Below are 24,811 nucleotides of genomic sequence, written 5' to 3'. Positions count from 1 at the left end.
TAATTTTAGTTTACCATTAACGTTAACGTCAAGTTCAAGGGGAAATGATGCATTCCTATTTGGTATGGAATTGGTGTTTTGTGGTAAAGTAACATATAACATTTTACGAAAAGAAGGTGATCACCCTATGACATCAAGCCAAAAACCGAACGGATTAATAAATGAAAAATCTCCATACCTACTCCAGCATGCATACAATCCTGTTGATTGGCTTCCATGGGGAGAAAAGGCGTTTGATAAAGCAAAGCGAGAAGGGAAGCCTATCTTCTTGTCTATTGGGTATAGTACGTGTCATTGGTGTCATGTAATGGCACATGAATCTTTTGAAGATAAACAGGTTGCTGAGCTGCTAAATAAGCATTATGTCTCGATAAAAGTGGACAGAGAAGAACGTCCTGATGTTGATTCGATTTATATGAAGGTATGTCAAATGATGACGGGGCATGGTGGCTGGCCATTAACCATTATCATGACGCCAGATCAAATCCCCTTTTATGCAGGTACATACTTTCCAAAAGAAAGTAAATACGGAAAGCCCGGTGTAATAGAAATGCTGACACAGCTGCACAGAAAATATGAAAACGATCCTGCCCATATTTCAGAGGTTACGGAAAGTGTGCGTGCTGCACTGAAGCGAACCGTCATGGCCAAAAGTGAATCGAGACTTACGGAGAAAAGCTGTCAGGAGGCATTCGACCAACTTTCCGGCCAGTTTGATCTTACGTATGGGGGCTTTGGGGATGCTCCAAAGTTTCCTATGCCACATGTGCTTACCTTTTTACACAGACACTTTCAAACAAATGGGAACAATACTGCACTCGATATGGCGAAGAAAACCCTTTACTCTATGGCTGATGGTGGCATTTATGATCATATTGGATTTGGTTTTGCGAGATATGCTACAGATGAAAAGTGGCTTATCCCCCACTTTGAAAAAATGCTGTATGATAATGCTTTACTGTTAATTGCATATACAGAAGGATTTTCACTTACAAAGGATGAACATTTTAAAAAAATAGCTACTGAAATCAACACCTTTTTACAGCGGGAAATGAAGGGATTAGATGGAGCCTATTATTCGGCAATTGATGCCGATTCTGAAGGTGTGGAAGGAAAGTACTATGTTTGGGGCTATGACGAAATTCTTTCTATACTCGGGGATGAAGCAGGCTCTTTATTTGCAGATGTCTACTCCATTTCCCCTCAAGGTAATTTTGAAGGGGAAAATATTCCGAACCTCATTGGCAAAGACTTAGGGATAGAAGCAGCAAAACGAGGCATCAAGCCTGTGCTGTTAAGCAAGCAGATAGAGGAATCACGACAGAAACTGTTAGAGGTAAGGGAAAAACGTGTCTACCCACATGTCGATGATAAGGTCTTAACCTCATGGAATGCCATGGCTATTGCCGCTCTAGCGAAAGCCTCCAAAGTTTTTGATCAGGATGATTATTTAGGTTATGCCAAGAGAGCAGTTGCCTTTATTGAAGAAAAACTTATGGTTGATGACCGCTTGATGGCTCGGTATCGTGATGGCGAAACGAAGTATAAGGCTTATATTGACGACTATGCTTATCTTTCCTGGGCTTACCTTGAATTATATGATGCAACGTATTCATTAGAATACTTGGAAAAAGCGAGAGCTCTAGTGGATAACATGTTGGCATTATTCTGGGATGAGGAAAATGGTGGCTTCTTTTTCAGTGGGAATGATAGTGAAGAACTCATCGCTGTAGATAAAGATATTTACGATGGTGCACTTCCTTCTGGAAATAGTGTTGCAGCTGTAATGCTTGCAAGGATTGGATATTTATCAGGAGAAAATCGTTATCTTGATAAGGTAGAGGAAATGTACCAAAGCTTTTACACCGATATTACTCGGCAAGCCTCTGCAGCTCCGTTCTTCCTGCAAGCACTGCAGTTAACCGAAAATCCAACGAAGGAAGTTGTAATTATCGGTGCGGAAAACGATCTTGACAGACAGCGTTTAATCCTACAGCTGAACCAGCATTTCCTCCCTCATATCACATTATTGGTTGCTGAAGATGCGGAACGTTTGGCACAGGTAGCCCCATTTGCAGCAGATTATAAGCAAATGGGCAGTAAAACGACTGTCTATATTTGTGAAAACTTCGCCTGCCAGCAGCCGACAACAGATATAGAGGCTGCGCTAGAAGAGATAGTGAAGTAATTTTGGATTGGTGCGCCTCTTTCGGGTAGTGACGCATCTCTTGGGAGGCAGGTTGCGTCTCTTTCGGGTGATGGTGCGCCTCTTGGGATGGAGGCTGCGTCTCCTTCGGGTGGTGGCGCGTCTCCTGGGATGGGGGGTGCGTCTCTTTCAGGTGGTGGTGCGCGACTTTTTAGGATCGACACGCGACTTCACGTAGCTCCCACGCGACTTTTCAAGAACTACAACAGGCACAAAAAAAACCGTGCCATCAATAGATGGCGCGGCTTTTTTTATCTATTTATTCGCAAAGAATTTCTCTGCTTTTTCTAGGAATACTTCTTGTTCTGGTGTTATATCGTATTCTTCTTCTATTGCATCTACTGGGCAGACTGCTTTACATGCTCCACAATCGATACAAATATCTGGATCTATGTAAAACTGGTCTGGACCTTCCTCTATACAATCAACTGGACACACACTGACACATTCGGCTGCTTTCTCCGGTCCGCATGGATCCAATATAACGAATGCCATTTAAGTTACCTCCCTTATTACGTAAAAGATAGCTAGTATCTCTTCTATTATGATACATGAGAGGGCAATTGCAAGTAAACAGCTTAGAGCAAATTCCCGCTATTTTTCGAAGTAAAGCTCGTAATGTAGTGCACATCCTGGGTTAAAAGCTGCTTGACAGGAATGGCAAGCATAGCCTGATTTTAAATAGTCACCAATACTTAGTTCTTTACCACAGGAGCCGCAGAGAATGGCTTTATGATCAAATTTCTCCTTTGGCCATACTTCTTCTTTGCCACAACCATACTCCTCATGGCATTTATAACAAGGATAATATTCCTGACAGCAATAAAATTTAATTGCAATCCGGTCTGTGGGACCATGGTAGTGCGTGCAACGTGTTTCTTTATCCAGTGAACCTTTTATCGTAAATTCATGTATATTCAAGAAATTCCCCCCTTATCATGTTTTACTTACCCTTACAGTGGGAAAAGCTTACATATCATCATTATAAAGGAGTTTGTCAAAATGAAAACATATAGCGTCGTACCGAATGTAGATGTGTCAGGCTGGTTTGTTAAACTAGAGAATGTGGCCCCAGAAGATGTATACGAGGCAAAAGATGATGCCATCGCCGCCGCAGAGCAAATGGCAAAAGAAAACACACCAAGCATGGTGGAAATCATGGACAAGAATCATAACGTCATAGAAGAAAAACGATTCTAGTAGTTTACATTTCTATAGCGAGGGTACTAGTATACTAAACAATAAAAGGCAGGAGAGATGAACAATGGAAAAAACAAAGAATAACAAAGTTGGATTACTAGTAGGTGCTGGAGCTTTAGCAGGTATTTCCTTCATCCTTCTGAATCCAAAAACAAGAACAAAAGTAAAAGATTCATCCATGAATGCGAAAGATTCTGTTGTAACGTACACTCAAAAAATTAAAGAAGATCCAAATGGCACAAAACAATCTCTTGTTGAAAATGCCAAACAAACACTATCAAGCGCACAGCAAGCACTTGAGAAAGTACAAAACGTTTGGGCTAACGAAGGCCAGGAAATAAAAGAAACAGCTAAAAACATTGTGGATGAAACAAAAGAGCTTGGTGACCAAGCGAAAGATGTAAAAGAAGGCGTGAAGGATGCCAAGTCTGATATTGACGATGCAAGAAACACTGCAATGGATGCTGGTAAAAAGGTGAAGAAGGAAGCAAAAGCTACTAATACTTCATCAAAATCCAGCAATTCTAACGAAACGGATCATCATGTATTAGATGAACCAGTAAATAAAATGTAGAAAAGAAGCGCTAAGGGCGCTTCTTTTTTTGTGGCATGTTTTCCCAGCTACTTGTGCCCCTATTTCCCTATTCTAAAAAAGCCTCGTTTCTCTCTTTACTAGAAAGAAACGAGACTTTTACATAACGAGTGTTTCGAATTTAAATTTCTTACTTCTTCAACTTAGCCAACTGCTCTGCCAGGGCATTATTGGTAAAACCTTCATCCTGCTTTTTCAGATACTTGTTAACATCTTTTTTGGAGACTTTATGCTTTTTCTCTTTTTGTTTCCGCTCATTAAAGGTAGACAGTTTTTCTCTGTGGCCACATTTACAGGTAAACATTTGGCCTTCTCCTTGTCCGCGCAGTTCTAAGCGTTTATGACATTTTGGACAGCGGGCATTTGTTTGTTTGGCAATGTTTTTCTTATGCCCACAGGAACGATCCTGACAGACGAGCATTTTGCCGTTTTTATTCTTGATTTCCAACATTAATTTTCCGCAGTCAGGACACTTGGTCCCTGTCATATTGTCATGCTTGAACGTTTCCTGCGTGTTTTTAATCTGCTGTACGACATCTTTGGCATAATCCTTCATTTCAGCGATGAATTTATTTTTATTAAGTTTTCCTTCTGCTATTAGACCAAGCTTTTGCTCCCACTCTGCTGTGAGTGCAGGGGATTGCAGGTCATTCGGAACAAGATCCAGCAATTGGCGCCCTTTTGATGTGATGAAAATATGCTTTCCCTTCATCTCCATGTACATACCGTTGAATAGTTTTTCAATGATATCAGCGCGTGTTGCAACAGTACCTAGGCCACCTGTTTGATTAATGGTTCCAGCAAGATGCTTCTCATCTGGCTGCATATAGCGAACAGGGTTTTCCATTGCTTGTAGGAGCGCACCTTCCGTGAAACGCTCTGGCGGCTTCGTTTCCCCCTGTGTACGGAATATCTGCAGATTGGCGAAGGTATCGCCTTTTTCCACTGCCGGCAACTTCTCTTCGTCCTCTTTGTCCCCATCATCAAAACGATTGTTGTACACTTCTTTCCAACCTTGTTTTTTCACTGTTTTTCCTCTTGCAGAAAAACGTTCCCCATTGATCGTGGCAACTAATGTTACCTGCTCGTATTCAAATGGATCGGATAAAACGGCCAAAAAGCGTTTTACAACAAGATCATAAATCTTGCGTTCTTTATCATCCAGATCAGCCAAAATTACATGCTGTTCGGTTGGAATGATAGCATGGTGATCGGAGACTTTTTCATTATTAACTACAGATTTTGATAGCTTAAATTGCTTGTTTTGCAGCTTTCCAGCAATCTTCGCATACTCATCTACCCCACATGCCTTTAAGCGATCCTTTAATGTTGGCACGATGTCTGTCGTGAGTACTCTTGAATCTGTACGAGGATAAGTTAGAACTTTGTGGCGCTCGTAAAGACGTTGCATCAGGGATAGTGTTTGCTTACCGGAAAAGCCAAAAATTCGGTTGGCATCACGCTGTAGCTCCGTTAAATCATATAGCTGAGGTGCATGTTTTTTCTTGTAGGCTTTATCTACTTCCACAATTTTAGCCGGCTTGTTTTTTAATTGCTTATACAAGCCATCTGCTTTTTCTTCTGAAAAGATGCGAGTGTTATTTTTATCATCTTGCCACGTAAGCTTAAATCCTTTGCCAGTCTTTGCTACAATTCCATAAAACATGCGTGGCTTGAAGTCTTTAATTTCCTTTTCCCTAGCTGCAATCATTGCAAGTGTCGGTGTTTGAACTCGCCCACTGGACAGCTGTGCATTGAACTTTGTTGTCAAAGCACGTGTAGCATTAAGCCCAACGTACCAGTCTGCTTCAGAACGAGCGACCGCTGCATGATAAAGATTTTCAAATTTTCCACCGGGCTTCAATTGATTAAATCCATCCCGAATTGCTTTATCGGTTACAGAAGAAATCCACAGACGCTTCACGGGTTTGGTGTTCCGTGCTTTTTCCAGGATCCAGCGTGCTACTAGCTCCCCTTCTCTTCCAGCATCTGTTGCAATGACAACAGATGAAACATCATTTCTGTTTAGAACAGATTTTACCGCATTGAACTGTTTTCCGGTTTTCTTCATTACTACAAGCTTTAGCTGCTTTGGCAGCATCGGCAGGTCATCAAGCTTCCATGTTTTATATTTATCATCATAAACTTCAGGGTCGGCAAGTGTTACCAAATGCCCAAGTGCCCATGTCACAATATATTTTGAGCCTTCCATATAGCCATTGCCTTTTTTATTGCAATTCAGTACACGGGCAATGTCTCTGCCAACAGAAGGTTTTTCAGCTAATACAACCGTTTTACTCATACACAAAAATCCTCTCTTTTTGTTAAAGCGCTCCTTCTACTTTACCACAGAATCAATTGTTCTTGCAGAGCCACTTTGTTGGACAGGAACAGAGTAAGCTACCTCTCCATAAGCTATGGATACAACGAACGTGTAAAGGAATTGGTCGTATGCTTTTCTATACAGGATTATTACTTTTAGTTGTTGCAGTAAGTCTTGACGGTTTTGGGGTTGGGATTACGTATGGAATGCGAAAAATACATGTACCTGCTGTTGCTCTATGTATTATTATGCTTTGTTCAGGCGGGATCGTGTTACTGGCCATGACGATCGGAACTGGGATTACCTCCCTCCTATCACCAGATATAACGAGGTTCATCGGTGGCGGGATATTGATTGTGATTGGTTCGCTTACCTTTTATAATAACGTCCGCTCTGGAAAGACACAGCAACAAAACCACAACGCGATTACAACGGTTTTGACTGACCCAAATAAGGCTGACTTAGACAAATCTGGGAATATCTCCTCTACAGAAGCCTTATTACTAGGTGCAGCGCTGGCTTTGGACGCCTTTGGTGCAGGAATTGGTGCATCAATGCTCGGCTATCCATCTGTTTTCACAGCCATTCTTGTTGCCTGTATGAGTGGAGTATTTCTCTTTAGCGGAATAAAACTAGGTCTTTACTTGGCCAAAAATAAACAAATGCAGCAAATGTCACTCCTCCCATCCCTTCTTTTAATTACCATTGGTGTATGTAATATTTTTCTATAAAGCGAAACTTCATTTGGTGGCGGTTACTGCAATGATGGCCAACTAAAAAATCCCGAACGCTTTAGAGGCGTCCGGGATTTTTGTTTTTTTTTACAGCATGGAGATGATCCAGCCTATAACAACGATTGCTCCGATAATCATTAAAATGGTACGTAACATACATTTCATCCTTTCAGTGTAACGCTTAGTTTCTTTTTGTCTCCTGTCTATAGGTTACCCTGTATTAGACGGTAAGAAACATTACGAAACAATGTTAAGGAGTAATGTAATGGTAACAATACTGACGAGCGTTGCTGCAAAGGTGATGCTGGAAACAAGTTCTGGCTCTGTATCAAACTCAATAGCGTACATCGTAGTGGTAGCCGCTGTTGGCATTGCCGAGATGATGATAAGAACAGATGCAATGATCGGATCCATATCCACAATCGCTACAAACCCGAAGGCAATCAGTGGTGCGACAATCATTTTTAAGGTGACGGCGGAAATCAGCACCTGCCAATTAAGCTTTAGACCTGTTATGGACGCAAGCTGCATTCCTAGCATCACCATCATGACGGGAATGGCTGCGTCTCCTACCATCGAAAGAGTAGAGTGGGCAGCTTCAGGAACCGGTAAGCTAAATTGCTGAAAGACAAAGGCCAGTATAGCAGCATAGGTGGTCGGCATTTTCAATACATTCAACACCGCTCGCTTCATTCCGCTCGTACTCCGAGAAGCATAATAAACACCGAAGAAGTTATTTTGCAGCGCCTGTACTACCATAATAAAAATCGCAAACGGTACTGCTTCCTGTCCCACACTGAAGAGCACAACAGGCAAACCATAGTTACCAGAGTTCATAAATCCTGTAGCTAGAATAGATGCACTCTCCACTGATGGTGACCATTTAAATACACGTGCCACTATTTTATTTAGAAGAACCATTATAAAAAATAGGACAAAGATATAAATGAATATAATTAAAAAATCACGATCAAACGACGCATCGTACAATGAAACGAAAACAAGTGCCGGTGACAGGATATAAAGCGACACAGCTGAAACGGATTTCACATCAAGTAATCGAATTCGTTGTAATAAATACCCTGCTGCAAAAACAGCCATAATTGGCAAAATAACATTTAAAAATAAACTCATGATGACATCCCCACTATAATTTTTGTATTTTCCTAGTTTACCATATTTGTTTCGTTTAGGACGGGCGATTTGGATGGTGGTGGTTTCAGTTTGGGCGGTTGACGTTTCAGTTCCCATAGCTGACGTTTCACTTCATGCCGGTGTGGTTTCACTTCATGCCGCTCACGCTTCACTTCCTAGGGCTGACGCTTCACTTTTAGCTCCTCTTGCGCCACTTTTTCTTTTGCTGCTTCTCTTCTCCCTTCCATCGCGTCACTTTTTCCTATTCCTGCGTCAATCACTCCTCCCTTTGCGTCTGTTTAACTTATTCCGGCGTCTTCTCTCCCACAGTAGTTGACAAAGGAACCAAATGTGTATATATTGTATATAATGTATATACACAATAACAAAATGAGGTTTTGTAAATGAATATTCTAATTGCCAGTATGAGTAAAGAGCCATTGTTCCAGCAAATCAAGGAACAGATTAAACAGCATATTTATTCAGGCGAGCTAAAGGAAGGCGATGCGCTTCCCTCCATGCGTGCGCTTGCCAAGGACTTGAAGGTAAGTGTGATTACCACCAAAAGGGCCTATGAGGATCTGGAAAATGAGGGCTACCTTATATCCTCTGTTGGCAAAGGAACCTTTGTTGCGGGACAACAGCCCCATGTATTGAAAGAATGGCAGGTTCGCGAGCTAGAGAATGAGCTGGAAAAACTCACAACGGAAGGAAAACGGCTTGGACTTTCTAAAGCTGACTTAATCGAACTGTTGGAGATTTACTATGAAGGAGAGTAGATGCATGAATGCTGTAGAGTTTCATGACGTGACGAAGAAGAGAAAAGATTTTACACTGGACACGATTAATTTATCGATTCCTCAAGGCTATGTTACTGGCTTTATTGGCCCAAATGGCAGTGGCAAAACTACGACCATCCAAATGCTGATGGACCTCCTTCCTCCTGACAGTGGTGACATTACACTATTTAATGAAAGCCATAAAAACCATCGAATGAAGCAGCGAATTGGATTTGTCTATGATGAACTCTATATGTATGAGGAGTTTAACATTAAGAAAATGAAGTCCTTTATTGCACCACTTTATGAAAATTGGAATGAGGAGCTGTTCCAACAATATGTGAAAAAGTTTGATTTACCATTAAAGAAGAAACTAAAGCATTTTTCCAAAGGTATGAAAATGAAGTGCTCGCTACTTTTCGCGCTAGCCCATGAGCCTGAATTTATTATTATGGATGAACCAACCTCAGGCCTAGATCCTATTTTCCGTAGGGAGCTGCTTGATCAGTTACAGGAACTAATGCTACGTGATAATCAGACGATTTTCCTGTCCACGCACATCACCACAGACCTTGAGCGAATAGCTGATTATATTGTCTTCATATATAAAGGCGAAATTATTTTTCAAAAAAGCATGCTCGAAATACAGGAACAGTTCCATATTGTGAAAGGGAAGCGGGAAATGATTGATGCAGATACAGAAACCCTCTTCTCGGGGATAAAAATGAGCCAGCATGGATTTTCAGCACTCTTTGAAGGTGACCCCACTGTTTTTAATGCTTATAGTGATGATTTAGTAATGGAAAAAGCTAGTCTGGAAGATATTATGTACTTCCTGACAAGGGAGGGACCTGAATGATTTTGCACTTGATGAAAAAAGATTTCTATATTAATAGTTTCTATTACGGATTTAATGCGCTATTAATCCCATTATTTTATGTGATGGGATTTACAGAAAGTTATTTTTTCTTTGTGATCATGATTCATTTCCTTTTTAATCTATTCTATTTTGATCATCGTAATCATGTAAATCGATTTATCAGTAGCCTTCCTGTAAAGCTTCATCATGTTGTATTAAGCAGGCATCTGTATTTGCTTTTATTTCTAATCGGCTTTCTTCTATACGTCTGGCTTGTTGATAGCATTGCTTCTAAGGGGTTGCCTTATCTGACTTCCCAACCTATTGATGCCTTAAGTATAACGTTATTGTTTACTACGATTTGCATAGTTGTATCGTTATCTATGCCAATTTACTATCTCGTAACATCCTTTAATAAAGCATTTGTAATTCAGATGGGGTTACTAGTTTTTAGTACCTTTGCTTTCTCAGTCACGCTTGGAAATGATCTCATTACTTTTCACGAACCGATTTTATCGTGGTTTTCCAATTTAATTGAAATCCAACCAATCATTATCCTTGTGGCAATTTCCCTTGTATTCTTATACTTGTCCTATCTTTTATCTGCCTGGATATACACAAAAAAAGCGAAAGTTTGAGAGGAGGATTATCATGCTACACTTTGTGAAATACGACCTGATTATGCCCACTTGGGGAACATTGCTTACTGTTCTCCTAACCATACCGCTGTTCTATGCTGTTATGCTTCCGTCATTCTTTGTTTTCAATGTATATGTTATGACCATTCTGATCGGCTTGTTTTTTACAGACCAGCGTTCAAAAAGTAGGCTCTATATGTCTAGTTTACCTGTTAAGAGAGCATCCATTGTGCAAGGTAGATACGTTTCTATTTTATTGGTAAGTATATTCTTTATCTTTTATCAAGGACTATGGGGAAAGGTCCTTAGTCTCTTATTTGAGAATAACTACTATATTTATAGCTGGAAGGATATGCTGGTACTTTTATGTATGGCTGCATTGATAGAAGCAGTGGCTATCCCAATATATTATGGTCTTACTTCCTTCCTAATGGCTACTGGAGGGCTTGCATTTTTATATTTTTTCTCCATTATTTTCTCCCTCCCACCTTTAACAAATGTTTTAGGAATGGAGCGTGAAATCATCTTTAATGACCTTGACCCGGGGTTTGTGTTGCTCGTGGAAAAGTACATTCCTTTCCAGCCATATATATCACTTAGCTTGGTAACAGCTATCCTTTTTTATCTTTCTTTAAAGCTTTCCGAACTGTTGTTTGTAAAAAAAGCTAAGGTTTCTTGAAAGCAATTTGTTCTCGAGAGATTATGTGTTAATTTTATAAATAGAATTAAAAACAGCCTAGAACCTTGTAATTACTGGTTCCTCGGCTGTTTCTGTTTTTCAAAAAGTAGGAGTCTAATTCATCGATTCATTACCTTCCTCTACCTTTGAAATTTGTCGGAATGCAACTTCAACCCGATGAATATTTCTATTCTCATTTCTTCTAAAACGAATGGTGGTATCCTGGTCCCTCATGGATGTTAAAAACTGGTCATTCCCAATTGGTTTAAGTACTTTAGTAACAAAGCCAGGAATTGCCACATACAACTCACCATTTTCTAAATAAAACGTGCTTGTCATGCCATCGTTTGCCATGAAAGTTCCTTCAAACTCTTTTAAGTTTTCACGTGGTATGTCGACAATCTCGACATCTAAGTGTGAAGCATCAGCAGGCTTTCCTAAGTAACTAGCAAATCCACTAAATAAAAGTTTGGAAGACGGGGCTTCTGCAAGATTTGCAAGCGATATTCCGGTTAATCCGCGTTCTGGAAGAATACCCATTTGAGCTGTTACCCCTTTTATATCACCCCCATGGTGAATGAGCTTATATCCAAAGAAATCTGGAATAATCATGACACCATATCCGTAATAAGTGTCATGTGAGCATTGCATGTACGGCGTCGTCATAACCTTCACACTTTCAGCGGATAGGATTCTTGCACTTCCAACTTTTCCTTCATTCCGTATGATTTCCATAAATTTGAGCATATCATTCACTGTCGACTTTATAAAACCTGCCGCACGCATTGCTGGCGCATCCCATGGATGATTGGACCTCGCTATCATTTTTTCATCCTCATTAGTTTCCAAGGCATATAAGACGGCTATATCTTCATATCCCTTCAAGTCCTCATATTGAAAAACACTATGGTGCATACCAGCAGGGTTGAAAATATTTTCTTGCACATATTGTTCGTACGACATACCACTAACCGTTTCTATAATTGCACCTAAATGAGCATATCCGTCATTGGAATAACTGAATTCTGTTCCTGGTTCCCCTAGTAATGTGAATTCAGTTTTAGTAATAGCATCCAGTAAATCCCCATGTGTATCTATAGTTTGAATCGCATCCAATGGATTCCCTTGCTCTGGATCTACTTTAAAAGTTGGATCACTTTCCATACTTTTCTTTACTGCGCCCATTAACGTGGCTAATGGTGGAAGGCCTGATGAGTGTGTCAAAAAGTGGTGAATCATTATTTTATTAGATTGTTCTTCATTAGAGAGTTTAAATTCAGGTAAATAGTTGCTGACAGGGTCATGTACGTTAAGCTTCCCTTTCTCCTGTAACTGAAGAATAGCAATTGCTGTAATGGCTTTCGTTATAGAGCCTACCCCAAAGACAGTATCCAAAGATAACGGTAGCTTCGCTTCACTGTCCCGGAATCCAAACTCTTTCTTATAACCCAATTCACCATATTCGGCTATTCCCATTGCAAACCCAGGTACGTTGTATCTTTTCAAAATGTCATCAGTATATCGTTCAAATTCGCGGATCTCTGTAGTTTGTTTCATAAAGTAATCCCTGCTCTCTATTTTTTTATTGCCTGTAGTTACACTCTAATTGTATTTTGTCGTTTATGCGCCCGCCGAAAGTTTGGAATGATCTACGACCTCAGACCGATATTTCCATTTGTTGTATTACATTCGAAATTATTCTTGACAATGCACAACATATATGAGATTATAAACGTTGGTAGTAAAGAAGTAACAGATAAGTGATCTGGCATTCTACAATGTTTATCGAAGATGCTTATTCACACTGGCGCGACTAAGGGGTCGCAAGGACATAAGAGCAGGTAGGGCTTATGTTGCTTAAGTTAGAGAACACCCAGTGGAACACGTACCGCGGTTAAGTGAAATTCTAAAAAACCTCATAAAGGTTTTCGAATTATAAAGGAAGAATATATGGCTTGTAGCCTAAATACGCCTGGAAATCGTATGTTTTCCGAGGTTATAAAAAGAATTTCCCACCCGATCTATTCGGGGTTAATAAAAATTTAAATCTTATGTGTTACTTTGTAAATCAAAGGGGTACTCTTACTAGTGAGTACCCCTTTTCCAATCTTACATAAAATGAAAGAAGGTTTGCTAATGAGTGATTTACCTATAGGTACTATCCAAACAATGGTAGTACTTCGAAAAATTGATACGGGTTATGTCCTGCAAAAAGATCTAGAAGAAGCATTGCTGCACCACAATGAAACGGAAACAGAGCTTGAAGTTGACCAAGAAGTAGAGGTCTTCCTTTACCAGGATAAAAAAGGAAACACGATAGCTACAACAAAACTCCCTTCTATTCAAATGGATGAGTATGGCTGGGCTGAAGTGGTAGAAGTGCTTGCTAATCTTGGAGCTTTCGTTAACATTGGTACAACAAAGGAAATACTTGTTTCCAAAGATGATCTCCCCCTGTTTGAATCCGTCTGGCCCGAAAAAGGAGACAAGCTTTTTGTTACACTTGGCAAAGACCAAAGAGACAGATTACTTGCCATCCCTGCAACAGAAGGTGTGATTGCTCGTGAAGTGGAGCTTGCTCCCGACGAATTGTTAAACCAACAGGTTTCGGGAACGGTGTATCATACAAGCAGAGAAGGAGCAGCTTTCCTAACAACTGAAGATTACCGTGGATTTATCCATTACACAGAACGAAAAACAGAGCCGCGCCTAGGTGAGTTTGTAACCGGTCGTGTTATTGAAGTAAGACCTGATGGCACATTAAATGTTTCGCTTCGCCCGTTAAAGCAAGATAGCATGGGCGAAGATGCGGATGCAATTATGGAGCGTCTTGAGCTAAGTGGTGGCGTCATTCCATTTGGTGATAAAAGTGATCCAGAAGATATTCGTGGAACCTTCCAAATAAGTAAAGCAGCATTTAAGCGGGCGCTTGGAAAGCTTATGAAAGAAGGAAAAGTTGAACAGCGTGACGGTAGTACGTATTTAAAATAATGTAGAAAATCCACCTAGCTCTATTGCAGGTGGATTTTATTATTCTAAGGCAAGTATTTCTTTAACTTTTCATCCCATCCAGTAAAAAGCATCACTGCGGTTATCGGCAGTGCTACTGTTACGAGGAAAGGTACTGATGTGGCATTAGAAGACCCGAGGAGGAAAGTAATTAACAGTAAGATCAACACGAATCCGATGTAATGCTTTAAGAATAGCTAGAAGGCAATTTTCTTCATCCCTATAGCCCCTCTTCCATTTAGTATCGGGATATCAAACTGGTTTTCTTCTATAAAAAAAACCGTAGAAAAGCATTGCTCCTCTACAGGTTCCTTGGTGCGATCATTTTCTATGCCTCTGCGTTTGCAGACGAATCTAGTATAGTTGTGATAAGGATGCCAGCTGCTGCTGCAAATAAGAATGCGATTCCCCATCCACCATAGCCTAGTCCCATAATGTCTGCTTTACCAGCAAGTGCGGCTAGCACGATAAATACCCCACCAGCAAGTGCAACAATAAAACTTGGGAAATATCCAATATATTTATCTTTTGATACCGCTTTAGAAATAAACAAACTAATCGCGACAAGGATTGCAGCCGTGACGCCTCCAATAGTTAGAACAGTTTCTATCATCTTTTCACCCCATGATTTATGTATAGTAAACTACTTACAGTCTACAAGTGAACAGTTGGAAAGTCAATTGCCGGAAAGATAGTCTAGTTAACTATCTTTCTTAATCATACACTACTCTTCCTACCTGTCCATCTTCTAAGCGAACCTTTATGCCATGTGGATGAAACGAGGATTTTGTTAATAAATCTTTTACAATCCCTGCGGTTCGATTTCCTGATCTTTGATCCTTCTTTAAAATGACCTCAACTTCAAGTCCTGGGTATATATTTTTACGATGTCTTCCATCTATTTGCATTTTAATAGCTCCTCCTACTGACTTCGCTCCATTATATAATAATTTTATTTAGAGAAAAAGGATTCTCCCCTTTTATGTCGAATATTAATAGGATAAAGGAGGGTCATCATGCAAACTTTTGAAAATTACACTTATGAGCGACCAGATATGCCAGCAGAAAAAGAGAAATTCAACGCGTTATTAAACAAATTCAAAGAAGCTTCTTCCTATAAGGAAGCTACAGAAGCGATCGAAGCAATTAATAAGAGAAGAAATACATTAGCTACCATGTTCAATCTTGTCTACATACGTGCTTCGATTGATACAAATGATGCTTACTATCAAAAAGAGCGGGACTTTTTTGACGAGGTAAGTCCAGAGATATCTGAAATGGCAACAGCTTTCTATAAAGAATTGGTCTCCTCCCCTTACCGAGAAGAGTTGGAAAACCAATGGGGTTCTCAGCTATTCCAAATTGCCGACTACCAAATTAAATCCTTCTCACCTGAAGTTATGAATCTATTGCAGGAGGAAAACAAACTATCATCCAGCTATTCCAAGCTTGTCGCATCTGCGGAAGTAGAATTCCAAGGTGGAACGTATACCTTAGCACAGCTGGGTCCTTTTGCAGAGCATAAAGATCGCGCTGTACGTAAAGAAGCAATGAATGCGAGTGCTGGTTTCTTTTCAGAACACGCCGATAAATTTGATGAGATTTATGACAAATTAGTAAAAGTACGTCACGAAATCGCGGTAAAATTAGGTTATAAGAACTTTGTTGAACTTGGCTATGTACGGATGCAGCGCATTGATTATAATGCAGAAATGGTAGACGTCTTCCGTAAACAAGTTCGAGATGTCATCGTACCACTTGCTTCTAAGCTTTATAAAAAGCAGGCCGAGCGAATCGGAGTAGATAAGCTGAAATTCTACGATGTTAATTTTGACTTTAAGACAGGGAATGCCACACCAAAAGGGTCTCCTGAATGGATCATCGAAAACGGGAAACAAATGTACAAGGAATTATCTGATGAAACCAATGAGTTTTTCCAATTCATGCTTGATCGTAATTTGATGGATCTAGAGGCGAAAAAAGGAAAAGAAGCTGGTGGATATTGTACCTTAATCGAGGACTACCAAGCACCATTTATCTTTGCTAATTTTAATGGCACATCTGGTGATATCGATGTCCTGACACATGAAGCAGGCCATGCATTCCAAGCGTATTCCAGCAGAAATATCGGAGTGCCAGAGTATTTGTTCCCAACATATGAATCAGCGGAAATCCACTCCATGAGCATGGAATTCTTTACATGGCCATGGATGGAGTTATTTTTCAAAGAGGATACGGAAAAATATAAATATGCACACCTGGCAAGTGGACTACACTTTATTCCATATGGTGTTGCTGTAGATGAATTCCAGCACCTTGTTTATGAGAACCCAGAGTGGACACCAGATGAGCGCAAGCAGGCTTGGAAAAAGCTAGAGGAAACATACCTTCCACACATTGACTATGATGGAAATGCTTATTTGGAAGCTGGTAGCTATTGGCAACGTCAAGGCCATATCTATGATGTTCCATTCTATTATATTGATTACACATTGGCACAAATTTGTGCATTCCAGTTCTGGAAAAAATCTAGAGAAGACCAAGAGAAGGCATGGGGAGATTACCTACATCTTTGTAAACTTGGTGGATCTAAATCTTTCCTTGGTCTCGTCGAAGCTGCCAACCTAAGATCACCATTTGAGCAAGGTACAGTGGAAGATACGGTGGCGGTTATCGAGGAATGGCTTGAAAGTGTGGACGATAAAGCGTTATAAGACACGAACATTATAAAATAGTTAAGCAAGAGCCGAATGGTTATTTTCTATCCATCCGGCTCTAGTTATTTTTGAAAAACCTATTAACGTACAGACAGCACGTAAAAAGCTTCCCCTTCCATATTTATTAATTCACCGTTCCTGTCATATTTACAGCTGGATTTTGCTTAACAAATTTCGTGAATACATAACGTACGATCGGTCCCATAATGATAAGCTGTAACGGTAACGCCATGATCAAATTCTTTAAAGCGATCGAAGCATAGCTTTCCCATAAGGATGTTTCACCTAAGCTGTCCATGACCGCCGCCGTTATTAACCCGTAAAGCGACATGCATAACACCATTCCAAGCACCATCAAGATAGTCATCGTTAAGATTTTATAAATGGGTTTGTCTTGTTTGATAGGTAGTGAAAATGCGATTTTCCGCGCAACAGGCCCCACAATAAATAAATCTGAACTAAATGCAACAATAAATCCTAATAGAAGATTTATAATAATTCCAGTCACGGGTATGACGCCAAACAATTCCTGTAAAAATAAATTATAAAAGGTCATCACAATAACCATCCCAGAACACATCATTAAACCAAAATAGAAGCTTTCTTTTTTTGTTGTCGGCATTCTTTCCTCATCCTTTCTCTATAAAATGTCTAGGTTCACGCTCCAGAAACGCTACGCTTTGCCAAGAACACTTCGTTATTATATAGGTTTTAAAATTTCTTCATAAGTGAACATTTTGTGACAGTTTTATATTACCAAGAGAAGTGATGTTTGCCTGTCTCATTCATAACGTATATCATTGGACAATTTCTCTAGAAGTGACCAATCTTGTATTTGAATAAAATGCCTGTCTTTTGTGATAATCTCCCTTTCAATAAGAGAATGAACTACTCGGTTAAGATGGCGATAGGTTGTACCAAGTAACCCGGCTATTTCTTGCAGATTTGTAGTCTTCAATTCTAAACCAAAGGGATGATCTGCATCAGCAGCTAGGGTGGACAAAAGATAACTCGCAAATCTATTTTCCACAGATGCTAATAAATTCACACGCGAAGCTGTCGTACAGGTTTGTAGCTTGTAAGCTACATGATCTAATAATAAGTGCAGAAGCTTCGGGTTGTCCTGTTCATACTTTTTTATATAGTCCCGTGGTAAGCCAATTAGCAGGCTTTTCTCCACTGCCTTGATCTGTGATTGAACAGATACGTTTCGAATGAGTTCAATGTCGCCAATAACAGAAAATGGCTGAACAAATCGCAAAAGCAGTGATTTTCCTGTAGCGACACTCGAGGTTACTTTCACTTTTCCATCCACTAAAAATAGTAGTGATTCCAGTTCTGTACCTTCATGCAAAATGACTTCATTAGCGTCATAATATTGGAGAGAAAACGGTGGTTTTTTTTCCAGGTCCACTATTTTGTCTAGCTCATATTTTTGTAAGGCTGTTTGCAGTAGCTTTTCGTCTTGAATATTTTTCATTGTAAACCCCTTTTCAGGACATATGTCCTTTCCATTATAATACAACCTGATATGATGGAAACATTAACATGATTATGGGGGAAAATTTTATGAAATATGTATTTGATTTGGATGGAACCATTTGCTTTAAGGGACAGCCTGTTTCAGAGACCCTTTTGGTTGCATTGGAGAAATTAGTAGAACAAGGGCATGAGGTGATTTTTGCTTCCGCAAGACCAATTCGAGATATTCTCCCCGTCTTACCTGTACGTTTTCATCACTACCCTATGGTCGGTGGTAATGGTTCGCTCGTTGCCAGAAACGGAGAAATCCTTTCAGCCGTGTCGTTTAGCGAAGAAACACTTGCTGAAATTCTAGCCATTATTAACATTAACCAGGTTAGTTACTTAATAGATGGAGAGTGGGATTACGCTTATACAGGACCTGCTAACCATTCCATCTTAAAAAATTTAGATACACAAAACCGTGCAGAAAACGTTCCTTTAAATCAGCTACTATCTATTGTAAAGATTTTATTGTTCGCGTCTGCAGATATAGAGACTATGGAAGAAAAGTTGAACTTGTTAGATGTGGTGGTTAACAAACATGGAAATGAAGGAATTTTAGATATTAGTCCTAGTGGTGTTAATAAGTGGCGTGGATTGCAACAGCTGGGACTAGAGGACGGGGAGTACATTGCATTTGGGAATGATGTGAATGACATTACGATGTTCCAACATGCTTTACATACCGTAATGGTTGGCGAAAATACGCAACTAGCCCCGTTTGCATCGGAAAGCCTGTTGGTGCCAGAGATCGAAAGCCTGTTGCCGAAAAAACTACAAGAATTAAGTGAGAAGCAGACATCGATAAAGTGAAACTTCAATCAGTGGGGGTTTTTATTCTTCCCCCACTGATTGTTAGTTGAACGAATCGGGGTGTTAGCGTCCGTTACTCCCACTTAAAACTAACTGTTTCACTTCATGTTTTGAAGTGGGAGTCTTACGGACGGTTGCTCCGGGATAAACATATAACCAATTCATGTAAATAAAGTTACTTTCTTTTATTCTTTGGGGATTATCACCGTAATTCACATTTAAAATCACACTAGAAAAAGCTTAGAGAAGTTTTTCCTCTAAGCTTTTTATAATTCGTTCCACTTTTAATTACAACAATACTTTATCACTCTTTTACTTCAATAAATTCAACATAAGTATCGTTATTTAATGCAGAAAATAGATTTTTAAAATGACTTACTGCATCCGTATTCGTCATTTCAAAATCAGCATCACTAATTTCTGCTGCGTACGTACTGAACTCTTTCTCACTTTCTTTAACTTTAAAGCTTAGTTTTAATATTTCATTGTCATTTTTAAAATGAAGCAAAAGTACATTGTCATTTAGTTCATATGTTCCCTCTCCGTTTTGAATAGAGCTCGTGAACGTATTTCCATCTAAAAATTCTACTGTCAAAAGAGACGCATATTTATCAGGATCATCAGCATCCCCCTCTGTTGACATGTTTGGATCCAGCGATGGATAACCAAGTTTAAAGGTTTTTCCAGCTAATTCGTCGTTACCGTTACAAGCTGAAAGTAAAAGTACAAGAAAGAGTGATATTAAAATGAATCGCTTTTTCATCATGATCGCCCCATTTTTCTTAATATACAAAATAGTTTTATTGCTTTATATACGAACGAAAACAGGAGAAAGTTTCACTCTATTGAACATTAGTTAAAAGAATAAGTAAAAATGTGATTTAGTTTCTCTACCTCTCCAGTATAATCGTTATGTTGGAATTGGAGATGTTTAATTTCCTCACCTATATGAAAAACTATGGTAGAATTTCCTATATAAAGTAAAACTTTAATCAGTGGGGATTTTCATTCTTCCCCCAATGATTGTTAGTTGAACGAATCGGGTTGTTAGCGTCCGTTTATTCACACTTAAAACATCTCTGTTTTACCTAGGAGTTTTACGGACGGTTGCACCGAGATAAACATGTATAGAAGAAGGAGAGCCAGATGACATATAAACTATTATTCCTCGATATCGATGGAACCATTTTAAAACCAGATCACACATACAGTGCATCTACTAAAGAAGCAATTGCAGAAGTAAAAAAACAAGGGGTGGAAGTATTTCTGGCAACAGGAAGACCACTCCATGAAGTAAGAGAGCTTGCAGAAGAATTAGACGTACAATCTTTTGTTGGGTATAACGGTGCTTTTGGAATATACCAAGATGAAATTATCATCAATGAACCTTTAAAAGAAAGTACAATAAAGGAATTCATTAGACTAGCAAAAGAGCATAATCATGAGCTTGTTTGCTATACGTCCGAGAAAAATTACTTTACATCTTTAACCCATCCAAAGGTGCAGCAATTCATCGATATTTTTAATTTGAAATGGAATGAAGCTCTAACAGAAGACGTAGTAAGTGGCATCCTTGGTGCTACGGTCATGAATTTGAAACCTGAAGATGTAGCATTATATGAGGAAGAAGCAGATATCCACTTGTCCCAAGTTAATGTGGAAGAAGTTAAGCATGGCTATGATATTATTCGAAAAAGTGTTAACAAAGGTGTTGCAGTACAACGTATTATGGACCGCTTAAATATAAAAAAAGAACAGACCATTGCATTTGGGGATGGGATGAACGATAAAGAAATGCTCCAAGCGGTTGGTGAAGGTTTCGCAATGGGAAATTGTGCGCCAGAACTTCTACCCTATTCGAAACATCAAACTACCACGGTAACGGAATCAGGAATTGCAAACGGACTAAAACAACTTGGATTGCTGAAATAACAAAACGGGGCTGTGTCATCATTGACACTCGCCCCGTTTTACTTTTCTATAGCAGAAAACCACCATATATCAGTGCCCCAGCAATAACAAATGCCGGATGAACTTTAAGTCGTTCGATCAGGATATAGCTAGCTCCAGTCAAAAATACAGTCTGCCAAATGCCGACTCCTTCATACGATTCGAAGAAAAAACGCCAAGCCATGACCCCTAGTAAAATCGCGATAACTGGTCTCACAAATAAGGTAAGCCTTTTTACCTTTGGGGAATCCTTGTATTTAAAAAGGATGCGCAATAGTAGGATCATTAAAATTAGTGATGGTGCAACAGCTGCAAAAACGCCCACTACGGCACCTAGTATCCCCCCTACATCATAGCCAATATAGCCGGCAAGTTTCGTAGCAATCGGCCCTGGTAATGCATTCGCAAGGGCGAGCATTTCACTGAATTCCTGAACACTCATCCATGCAAAACGACCGACCACTTCATTTTCAACGAGTGGAATAGATGCAGGTCCGCCACCATACCCTAGGATACCTGGTATGAAAAAGGCAATAAAAATTTCCCAGTAGATCATGAAGGATCACGCTCCTTCGCACCACTGTTTTGTTTCGGTTTATCTTTTATAAGCAAGGCAATTGCAAGCAGGCAGGCAATGATAATACCAGGGTGCAAGCCAACGACCTGAATAAGTACAAATAGGATAACTACCATGATCGCCGTTTTCACCCAACCCAGCCCACTGCCTGATTTCGCAATAAACTGCCAGGTGAGAACTGCTAGCATCATACCTACAACAGGGATGACCGCTGCTGTCATTCCCTGCACCCAATCATAGCCTTTAATGGAGGAAAGCGAGCCAAGTAATATGATCATGAGAATAATCGTCGGCACTATAGTCGCCACCACTGCATTTAGCATGCCCCAAACTCCTGATACCCGGTAGCCAATATAGCCTGCCAATTTTGTAGCAATTGGTCCAGGTAGTGTATTTCCCAATGCAAGCAGATCACCAAACTCTTCATTATCCATCCACTTATATTTCTCAATTACTTCCTTTTGGATTAAGGGAATGGAAGCAGGTCCGCCACCATACCCAAGAATCCCCACTCGAAAGAAAGCTATAAATAAATTCCAATGTGTTTTCATACGTCACGAACCTTTTCAACATAATAAAGTTACGTTTCTCTTTTGTCAGGCCTGGTTTACTCCCAGTCCCTTTCGCATTTTATGCTTACCAGGCGGAAACACTGCCGTCTGTACGTGATTCTGTACCGCCGATTAAAATACCGGTCTCCGGATCACGCCAAATGATTTGCCCTCTTCCAAAGCTATTTGGCTCAAGCTGTATGTGTATTCTGTGTCCCTTATCTGCCAGCCCTTGTGCGAGATGGTGCGGGAAGCGATTTTCGACCTCCACTTGCTTTTCCTTTAACCACTGCCAACGAGGTGCGTCCAAGGCTGCCTGTGGGTTCAAATTAAAGTCAATGGTATTCATCATCACTTGCACATGGCCCTGTGGCTGCATAAATCCACCCATAACACCGAATGGTCCAACAGGCGAATCATCCTTCGTTAGGAAGCCTGGAATAATTGTGTGGTACGTGCGTTTTCCACCTGCCAATGCATTTACATGGTCAGGGTCCATGGAAAAATTATGCCCGCGATTTTGCAGTGCTATTCCCGTTCCTGGTACCACAAGGCCGGAACCAAAGCCCATATAATTACTTTGTATAAAGGAAACCATATTTCCTTCCGCATCTGCTGTTGCTAAGTAAACAGTACCGCTACTGTTCGGCTCCCCCGCTTCAGGTAACAGTGCTTTATCTGTAATGAGCTTCCTGCGTGTTTCCGCATAAGCTTCACTTAGAATGTCTGCTGTAGTATGTTGCATAGCATCCTCTTCTGTCACATGTTTTTGACCATCAGTAAAAGCCAATTTGATTGCTTCAATTTGTTTGTGATATGTATCTACAGATTCTTTTTCGTTAAAGGTAAAACCTTTAAGTATATTTAGTGCTTGCAGGGCAATAATTCCCTGGCCATTTGGTGGGATTTCCCATACATCATAGCCTCGATAATTCACTCGAATTGGATCTACCCAATCTGGTTTATATGCAGCTAGGTCGTCTGCTGTTAAAAAGCCTCCATTTTCCTCAGAAAAAGCTGCAATTTTCTCGGCAAGCTCTCCCTTGTAAAAAGATGCACCTTTAGTTTCTGCAATCGCACGAAGCGTTTGGGCGTGATCAGGTGAAGACCAGATCTCTCCTATTTTTGGAGCACGGCCTTTAGGCGCAAAAGTTTTGAACCAGTTCTCAAATACTTCATCCGTTAATCTTTCTTTAAAAACTTCATATCCACGGGCCCAAAACTTTCCTAAAGTTGGCGATATTGGAAAGCCTTCTTCAGCGTACGTGATGGCTGGTTCTAGAACCTCGGTTAAAGGTAGCTTACCAAATCGCTCTGATAGCTCTGCCCATGCGCCTGGAGCACCAGGTACTGTAACAGGAATCCAACCATGTGTAGGGACTGTTTCATGCCCCTTCTCTTTTACTGCATCAATTGAAATATTTTGTGGCGAACGCCCACTGGCATTCAGTCCGTGTAGCTTCCCTTTTGTCCAAACAAGGGCAAATGCATCTCCGCCTATTCCGTTTGAAGTAGGTTCTACAACAGTGAGACATGCTGCAGTGGCAATTGCTGCATCAATGGCATTACCGCCTTTTTTTAATATTTCTAATCCAGCCTGTGAAGCAAGAGGCTGTGATGTTGCCACCATTCCGTTCTTTGCATATGTCGCATGCCTTGTAACAGGATACGGGTAGGATGGGTTTGTGAATGAATCCATTTTTTTCGCTCCTTCGTTGTCTGAATTATAAAAACATCATACGTAATGTACAGCGATTTGTCAACACAATAAGAAGGTGATAATATGGTTATACTTACATTTAGATTTATGATTTTGACATATACTTTCATAATGTGATGCAATGGAGGTTCAATGATGAAACATGATGATATTGATAGAAAGCTTTTGGAGGAACTAACTGAAGACGGCAGGTTATCCTATGTCGAACTGGCAGAAAAGGTCGGCCTCTCCCGTGTAGCTGTTAAGGACCGTATTCAAAATTTGAAAGACAAAGGCGTCATTGAAAAATTTACTGTCGTCATAAACTCAGAAAAATTTGGTAAGAACGTTTCTGCCTTCTTTGAAGTAGATGTGGAGCCCAAACAGCTGCAGCAAGTCGCACAAAATCTAGCGGATAATCCACACGTTGCAAGCATTTACCAAATGACTGGGCCTAGCACCTTACACATGCACGTCCTAGTGGAAGACTTTCAAAAGTTAGAAGTGTTTATTAATGAAGAGCTATACGCCGTTACAGGCATTACCCGGGTTGAGAGCTCTGTTATCTTGAAGCGATTTAAGAGCCGAACTGGGTTTAAGCTTTAGAGTTGGTGGAGTTGATGCTCGAGAATGGTGCGGGCGCGACTTTCTCTGGCTAGCGCGCGACTTTCCTTGCTGGCGCGCAACTTTTCATGCCTCTCGCGCGACTTTCCTTGCTGGCGCGCGACTTTTCATGCCTCTCGCGCGACTTCCCTGGCTGGCGCGCGACTTTTCATGGCTGACGCGCGACTTTCTTGTACTGGTGCGCGACTTGGCTTCGCTCTCAC

At 40.3% G+C, this 24,811-nt stretch carries 26 protein-coding genes; 13 read left to right on the top strand and 13 right to left on the bottom strand.

Going from position 1 to position 24,811, the window contains the following annotated elements; genetic code table 11:
- The first annotated feature begins 127 nt into the window (after positions 1–127).
- The gene (locus tag K3T81_RS14060; RefSeq protein ID WP_238020602.1) at positions 128–2,188 is read left to right on the top strand and encodes a thioredoxin domain-containing protein; all 2,061 of its coding nucleotides are present in this window, start codon (positions 128–130) and stop codon (positions 2,186–2,188) included.
- Between the two features lie 273 nt (positions 2,189–2,461).
- Here K3T81_RS14060 and K3T81_RS14055 read toward each other — a convergent pair whose 3' ends face one another.
- Both K3T81_RS14055 and K3T81_RS14050 read right to left on the bottom strand, forming a co-directional pair.
- Complete coding sequence (locus K3T81_RS14055) at positions 2,462–2,701, bottom strand: indolepyruvate ferredoxin oxidoreductase subunit alpha (RefSeq protein WP_036575320.1); 240 nt, start codon at positions 2,699–2,701, stop codon at positions 2,462–2,464.
- A 99-nt stretch (positions 2,702–2,800) separates the two neighbouring features.
- Positions 2,801–3,127 carry a CHY zinc finger protein gene (locus K3T81_RS14050; RefSeq protein ID WP_106897445.1) on the bottom strand — a complete coding sequence of 109 codons (327 nt, stop codon included), beginning with the start codon at positions 3,125–3,127 and terminating at the stop codon, positions 2,801–2,803.
- A gap of 81 nt (positions 3,128–3,208) precedes the next feature.
- On the opposite strand from K3T81_RS14050, the gene K3T81_RS14045 reads away from it, so the two are divergent.
- The gene (locus K3T81_RS14045) at positions 3,209–3,406 is read left to right on the top strand and encodes a DUF2188 domain-containing protein (RefSeq protein WP_036575325.1); all 198 of its coding nucleotides are present in this window, start codon (positions 3,209–3,211) and stop codon (positions 3,404–3,406) included.
- Between the two features lie 64 nt (positions 3,407–3,470).
- Entirely contained in the window at positions 3,471–3,980 is a 510-nt protein-coding gene (locus tag K3T81_RS14040; protein WP_238020601.1) for a hypothetical protein, read from the top strand.
- A 148-nt stretch (positions 3,981–4,128) separates the two neighbouring features.
- Here the strand turns inward: K3T81_RS14040 and K3T81_RS14035 are convergent, their stop codons facing one another.
- Positions 4,129–6,300 carry a DNA topoisomerase III gene (locus K3T81_RS14035; RefSeq protein WP_238020600.1) on the bottom strand — a complete coding sequence of 724 codons (2,172 nt, stop codon included), beginning with the start codon at positions 6,298–6,300 and terminating at the stop codon, positions 4,129–4,131.
- 149 nt (positions 6,301–6,449) lie between these two features.
- Between K3T81_RS14035 and ytaF the strand changes: the two genes are divergently transcribed.
- Positions 6,450–7,052, top strand: coding sequence for a sporulation membrane protein YtaF (ytaF, locus tag K3T81_RS14030; protein ID WP_238020599.1), 603 nt, complete (start codon positions 6,450–6,452; stop codon positions 7,050–7,052).
- A gap of 240 nt (positions 7,053–7,292) precedes the next feature.
- Here ytaF and K3T81_RS14025 read toward each other — a convergent pair whose 3' ends face one another.
- Entirely contained in the window at positions 7,293–8,189 is an 897-nt protein-coding gene (locus K3T81_RS14025) for an AEC family transporter (protein ID WP_238020598.1), read from the bottom strand.
- Between the two features lie 404 nt (positions 8,190–8,593).
- Between K3T81_RS14025 and K3T81_RS14020 the strand changes: the two genes are divergently transcribed.
- Genes K3T81_RS14020 through K3T81_RS14005 form a run of 4 tightly spaced genes read left to right on the top strand, consistent with a single transcriptional unit; the run spans position 8,594 to position 11,144 of the window.
- Positions 8,594–8,968, top strand: coding sequence for a GntR family transcriptional regulator (locus tag K3T81_RS14020; RefSeq protein ID WP_238020597.1), 375 nt, complete (start codon positions 8,594–8,596; stop codon positions 8,966–8,968).
- A 4-nt stretch (positions 8,969–8,972) separates the two neighbouring features.
- Positions 8,973–9,827, top strand: a complete 855-nt coding sequence (locus tag K3T81_RS14015; RefSeq protein ID WP_238020596.1) for an ABC transporter ATP-binding protein — start codon at positions 8,973–8,975, stop codon at positions 9,825–9,827.
- Positions 9,824–10,465 (top strand): ABC-2 transporter permease, encoded by a 642-nt coding sequence (locus K3T81_RS14010; RefSeq protein ID WP_238020595.1) that lies wholly within the window; start codon positions 9,824–9,826, stop codon positions 10,463–10,465. Before K3T81_RS14015 ends, K3T81_RS14010 begins: the two co-directional genes overlap by 4 nt.
- A 13-nt stretch (positions 10,466–10,478) precedes the next feature.
- Positions 10,479–11,144, top strand: coding sequence for an ABC-2 transporter permease (locus K3T81_RS14005; RefSeq protein ID WP_238020594.1), 666 nt, complete (start codon positions 10,479–10,481; stop codon positions 11,142–11,144).
- A 114-nt stretch (positions 11,145–11,258) separates the two neighbouring features.
- Here K3T81_RS14005 and K3T81_RS14000 read toward each other — a convergent pair whose 3' ends face one another.
- Entirely contained in the window at positions 11,259–12,701 is a 1,443-nt protein-coding gene (locus K3T81_RS14000) for a serine hydrolase domain-containing protein (protein WP_238020593.1), read from the bottom strand.
- 579 nt (positions 12,702–13,280) lie between these two features.
- On the opposite strand from K3T81_RS14000, the gene K3T81_RS13995 reads away from it, so the two are divergent.
- Positions 13,281–14,135, top strand: coding sequence for a CvfB family protein (locus K3T81_RS13995; protein WP_119577441.1), 855 nt, complete (start codon positions 13,281–13,283; stop codon positions 14,133–14,135).
- Between the two features lie 346 nt (positions 14,136–14,481).
- Here K3T81_RS13995 and K3T81_RS13990 read toward each other — a convergent pair whose 3' ends face one another.
- Together K3T81_RS13990 and K3T81_RS13985 are read right to left on the bottom strand one after the other, a co-directional pair.
- Complete coding sequence (locus K3T81_RS13990; RefSeq protein ID WP_106897455.1) at positions 14,482–14,766, bottom strand: hypothetical protein; 285 nt, start codon at positions 14,764–14,766, stop codon at positions 14,482–14,484.
- 100 nt (positions 14,767–14,866) lie between these two features.
- Complete coding sequence (locus tag K3T81_RS13985; protein WP_182858811.1) at positions 14,867–15,061, bottom strand: YwbE family protein; 195 nt, start codon at positions 15,059–15,061, stop codon at positions 14,867–14,869.
- A gap of 108 nt (positions 15,062–15,169) precedes the next feature.
- Between K3T81_RS13985 and K3T81_RS13980 the strand changes: the two genes are divergently transcribed.
- On the top strand, positions 15,170–16,867 hold the full coding sequence (locus K3T81_RS13980) for a M3 family oligoendopeptidase (protein WP_238020592.1): 1,698 nt from the start codon (positions 15,170–15,172) through the stop codon (positions 16,865–16,867).
- Positions 16,868–16,994: 127 nt separating this feature from the next.
- On the opposite strand, the gene K3T81_RS13975 is transcribed toward K3T81_RS13980, so the two are convergent.
- Together K3T81_RS13975 and K3T81_RS13970 are read right to left on the bottom strand one after the other, a co-directional pair.
- Positions 16,995–17,492, bottom strand: a complete 498-nt coding sequence (locus tag K3T81_RS13975) for a DUF2798 domain-containing protein (protein ID WP_238020591.1) — start codon at positions 17,490–17,492, stop codon at positions 16,995–16,997.
- Positions 17,493–17,651: 159 nt separating this feature from the next.
- A complete protein-coding gene (locus tag K3T81_RS13970) occupies positions 17,652–18,350 on the bottom strand; it encodes a Crp/Fnr family transcriptional regulator (RefSeq protein ID WP_238020590.1) in 699 nt (232 codons plus the stop codon).
- An 89-nt stretch (positions 18,351–18,439) separates the two neighbouring features.
- Here K3T81_RS13970 and K3T81_RS13965 point away from each other — a divergent pair, with 89 nt between their 5' ends.
- Positions 18,440–19,207, top strand: a complete 768-nt coding sequence (locus K3T81_RS13965) for an HAD-IIB family hydrolase (RefSeq protein ID WP_238020589.1) — start codon at positions 18,440–18,442, stop codon at positions 19,205–19,207.
- Between the two features lie 304 nt (positions 19,208–19,511).
- On the opposite strand, the gene K3T81_RS13960 is transcribed toward K3T81_RS13965, so the two are convergent.
- Positions 19,512–19,970, bottom strand: a complete 459-nt coding sequence (locus K3T81_RS13960) for a hypothetical protein (protein ID WP_238020588.1) — start codon at positions 19,968–19,970, stop codon at positions 19,512–19,514.
- A 383-nt stretch (positions 19,971–20,353) separates the two neighbouring features.
- Here K3T81_RS13960 and K3T81_RS13955 point away from each other — a divergent pair, with 383 nt between their 5' ends.
- On the top strand, positions 20,354–21,139 hold the full coding sequence (locus K3T81_RS13955; protein WP_238020587.1) for an HAD family hydrolase: 786 nt from the start codon (positions 20,354–20,356) through the stop codon (positions 21,137–21,139).
- Between the two features lie 46 nt (positions 21,140–21,185).
- Here the strand turns inward: K3T81_RS13955 and K3T81_RS13950 are convergent, their stop codons facing one another.
- The 3 genes from K3T81_RS13950 to ggt form a co-directional block, all read right to left on the bottom strand.
- On the bottom strand, positions 21,186–21,713 hold the full coding sequence (locus K3T81_RS13950) for a chromate transporter (protein WP_036575376.1): 528 nt from the start codon (positions 21,711–21,713) through the stop codon (positions 21,186–21,188).
- A complete protein-coding gene (locus K3T81_RS13945) occupies positions 21,710–22,285 on the bottom strand; it encodes a chromate transporter (protein ID WP_238020586.1) in 576 nt (191 codons plus the stop codon). The genes K3T81_RS13950 and K3T81_RS13945 overlap by 4 nt, the downstream gene beginning before the upstream one ends.
- A gap of 85 nt (positions 22,286–22,370) precedes the next feature.
- Positions 22,371–23,984: a gamma-glutamyltransferase gene (gene ggt / locus K3T81_RS13940; RefSeq protein ID WP_238020585.1), complete on the bottom strand. Its 1,614-nt coding sequence runs from the start codon at positions 23,982–23,984 to the stop codon at positions 22,371–22,373.
- A gap of 156 nt (positions 23,985–24,140) precedes the next feature.
- Here ggt and K3T81_RS13935 point away from each other — a divergent pair, with 156 nt between their 5' ends.
- On the top strand, positions 24,141–24,590 hold the full coding sequence (locus tag K3T81_RS13935) for an Lrp/AsnC family transcriptional regulator (RefSeq protein ID WP_238020584.1): 450 nt from the start codon (positions 24,141–24,143) through the stop codon (positions 24,588–24,590).
- Positions 24,591–24,811: the final 221 nt, after the last annotated feature.

Source organism: Oceanobacillus jordanicus, assembly GCF_022095695.1.
In the GTDB taxonomy this organism is placed as follows: Bacteria; Bacillota; Bacilli; order Bacillales; family Amphibacillaceae; genus Oceanobacillus_B; species Oceanobacillus_B jordanicus.
Note: the sequence above shows the minus strand (reverse complement) of the source record. Positions and strands in the feature narration are given on the sequence as shown.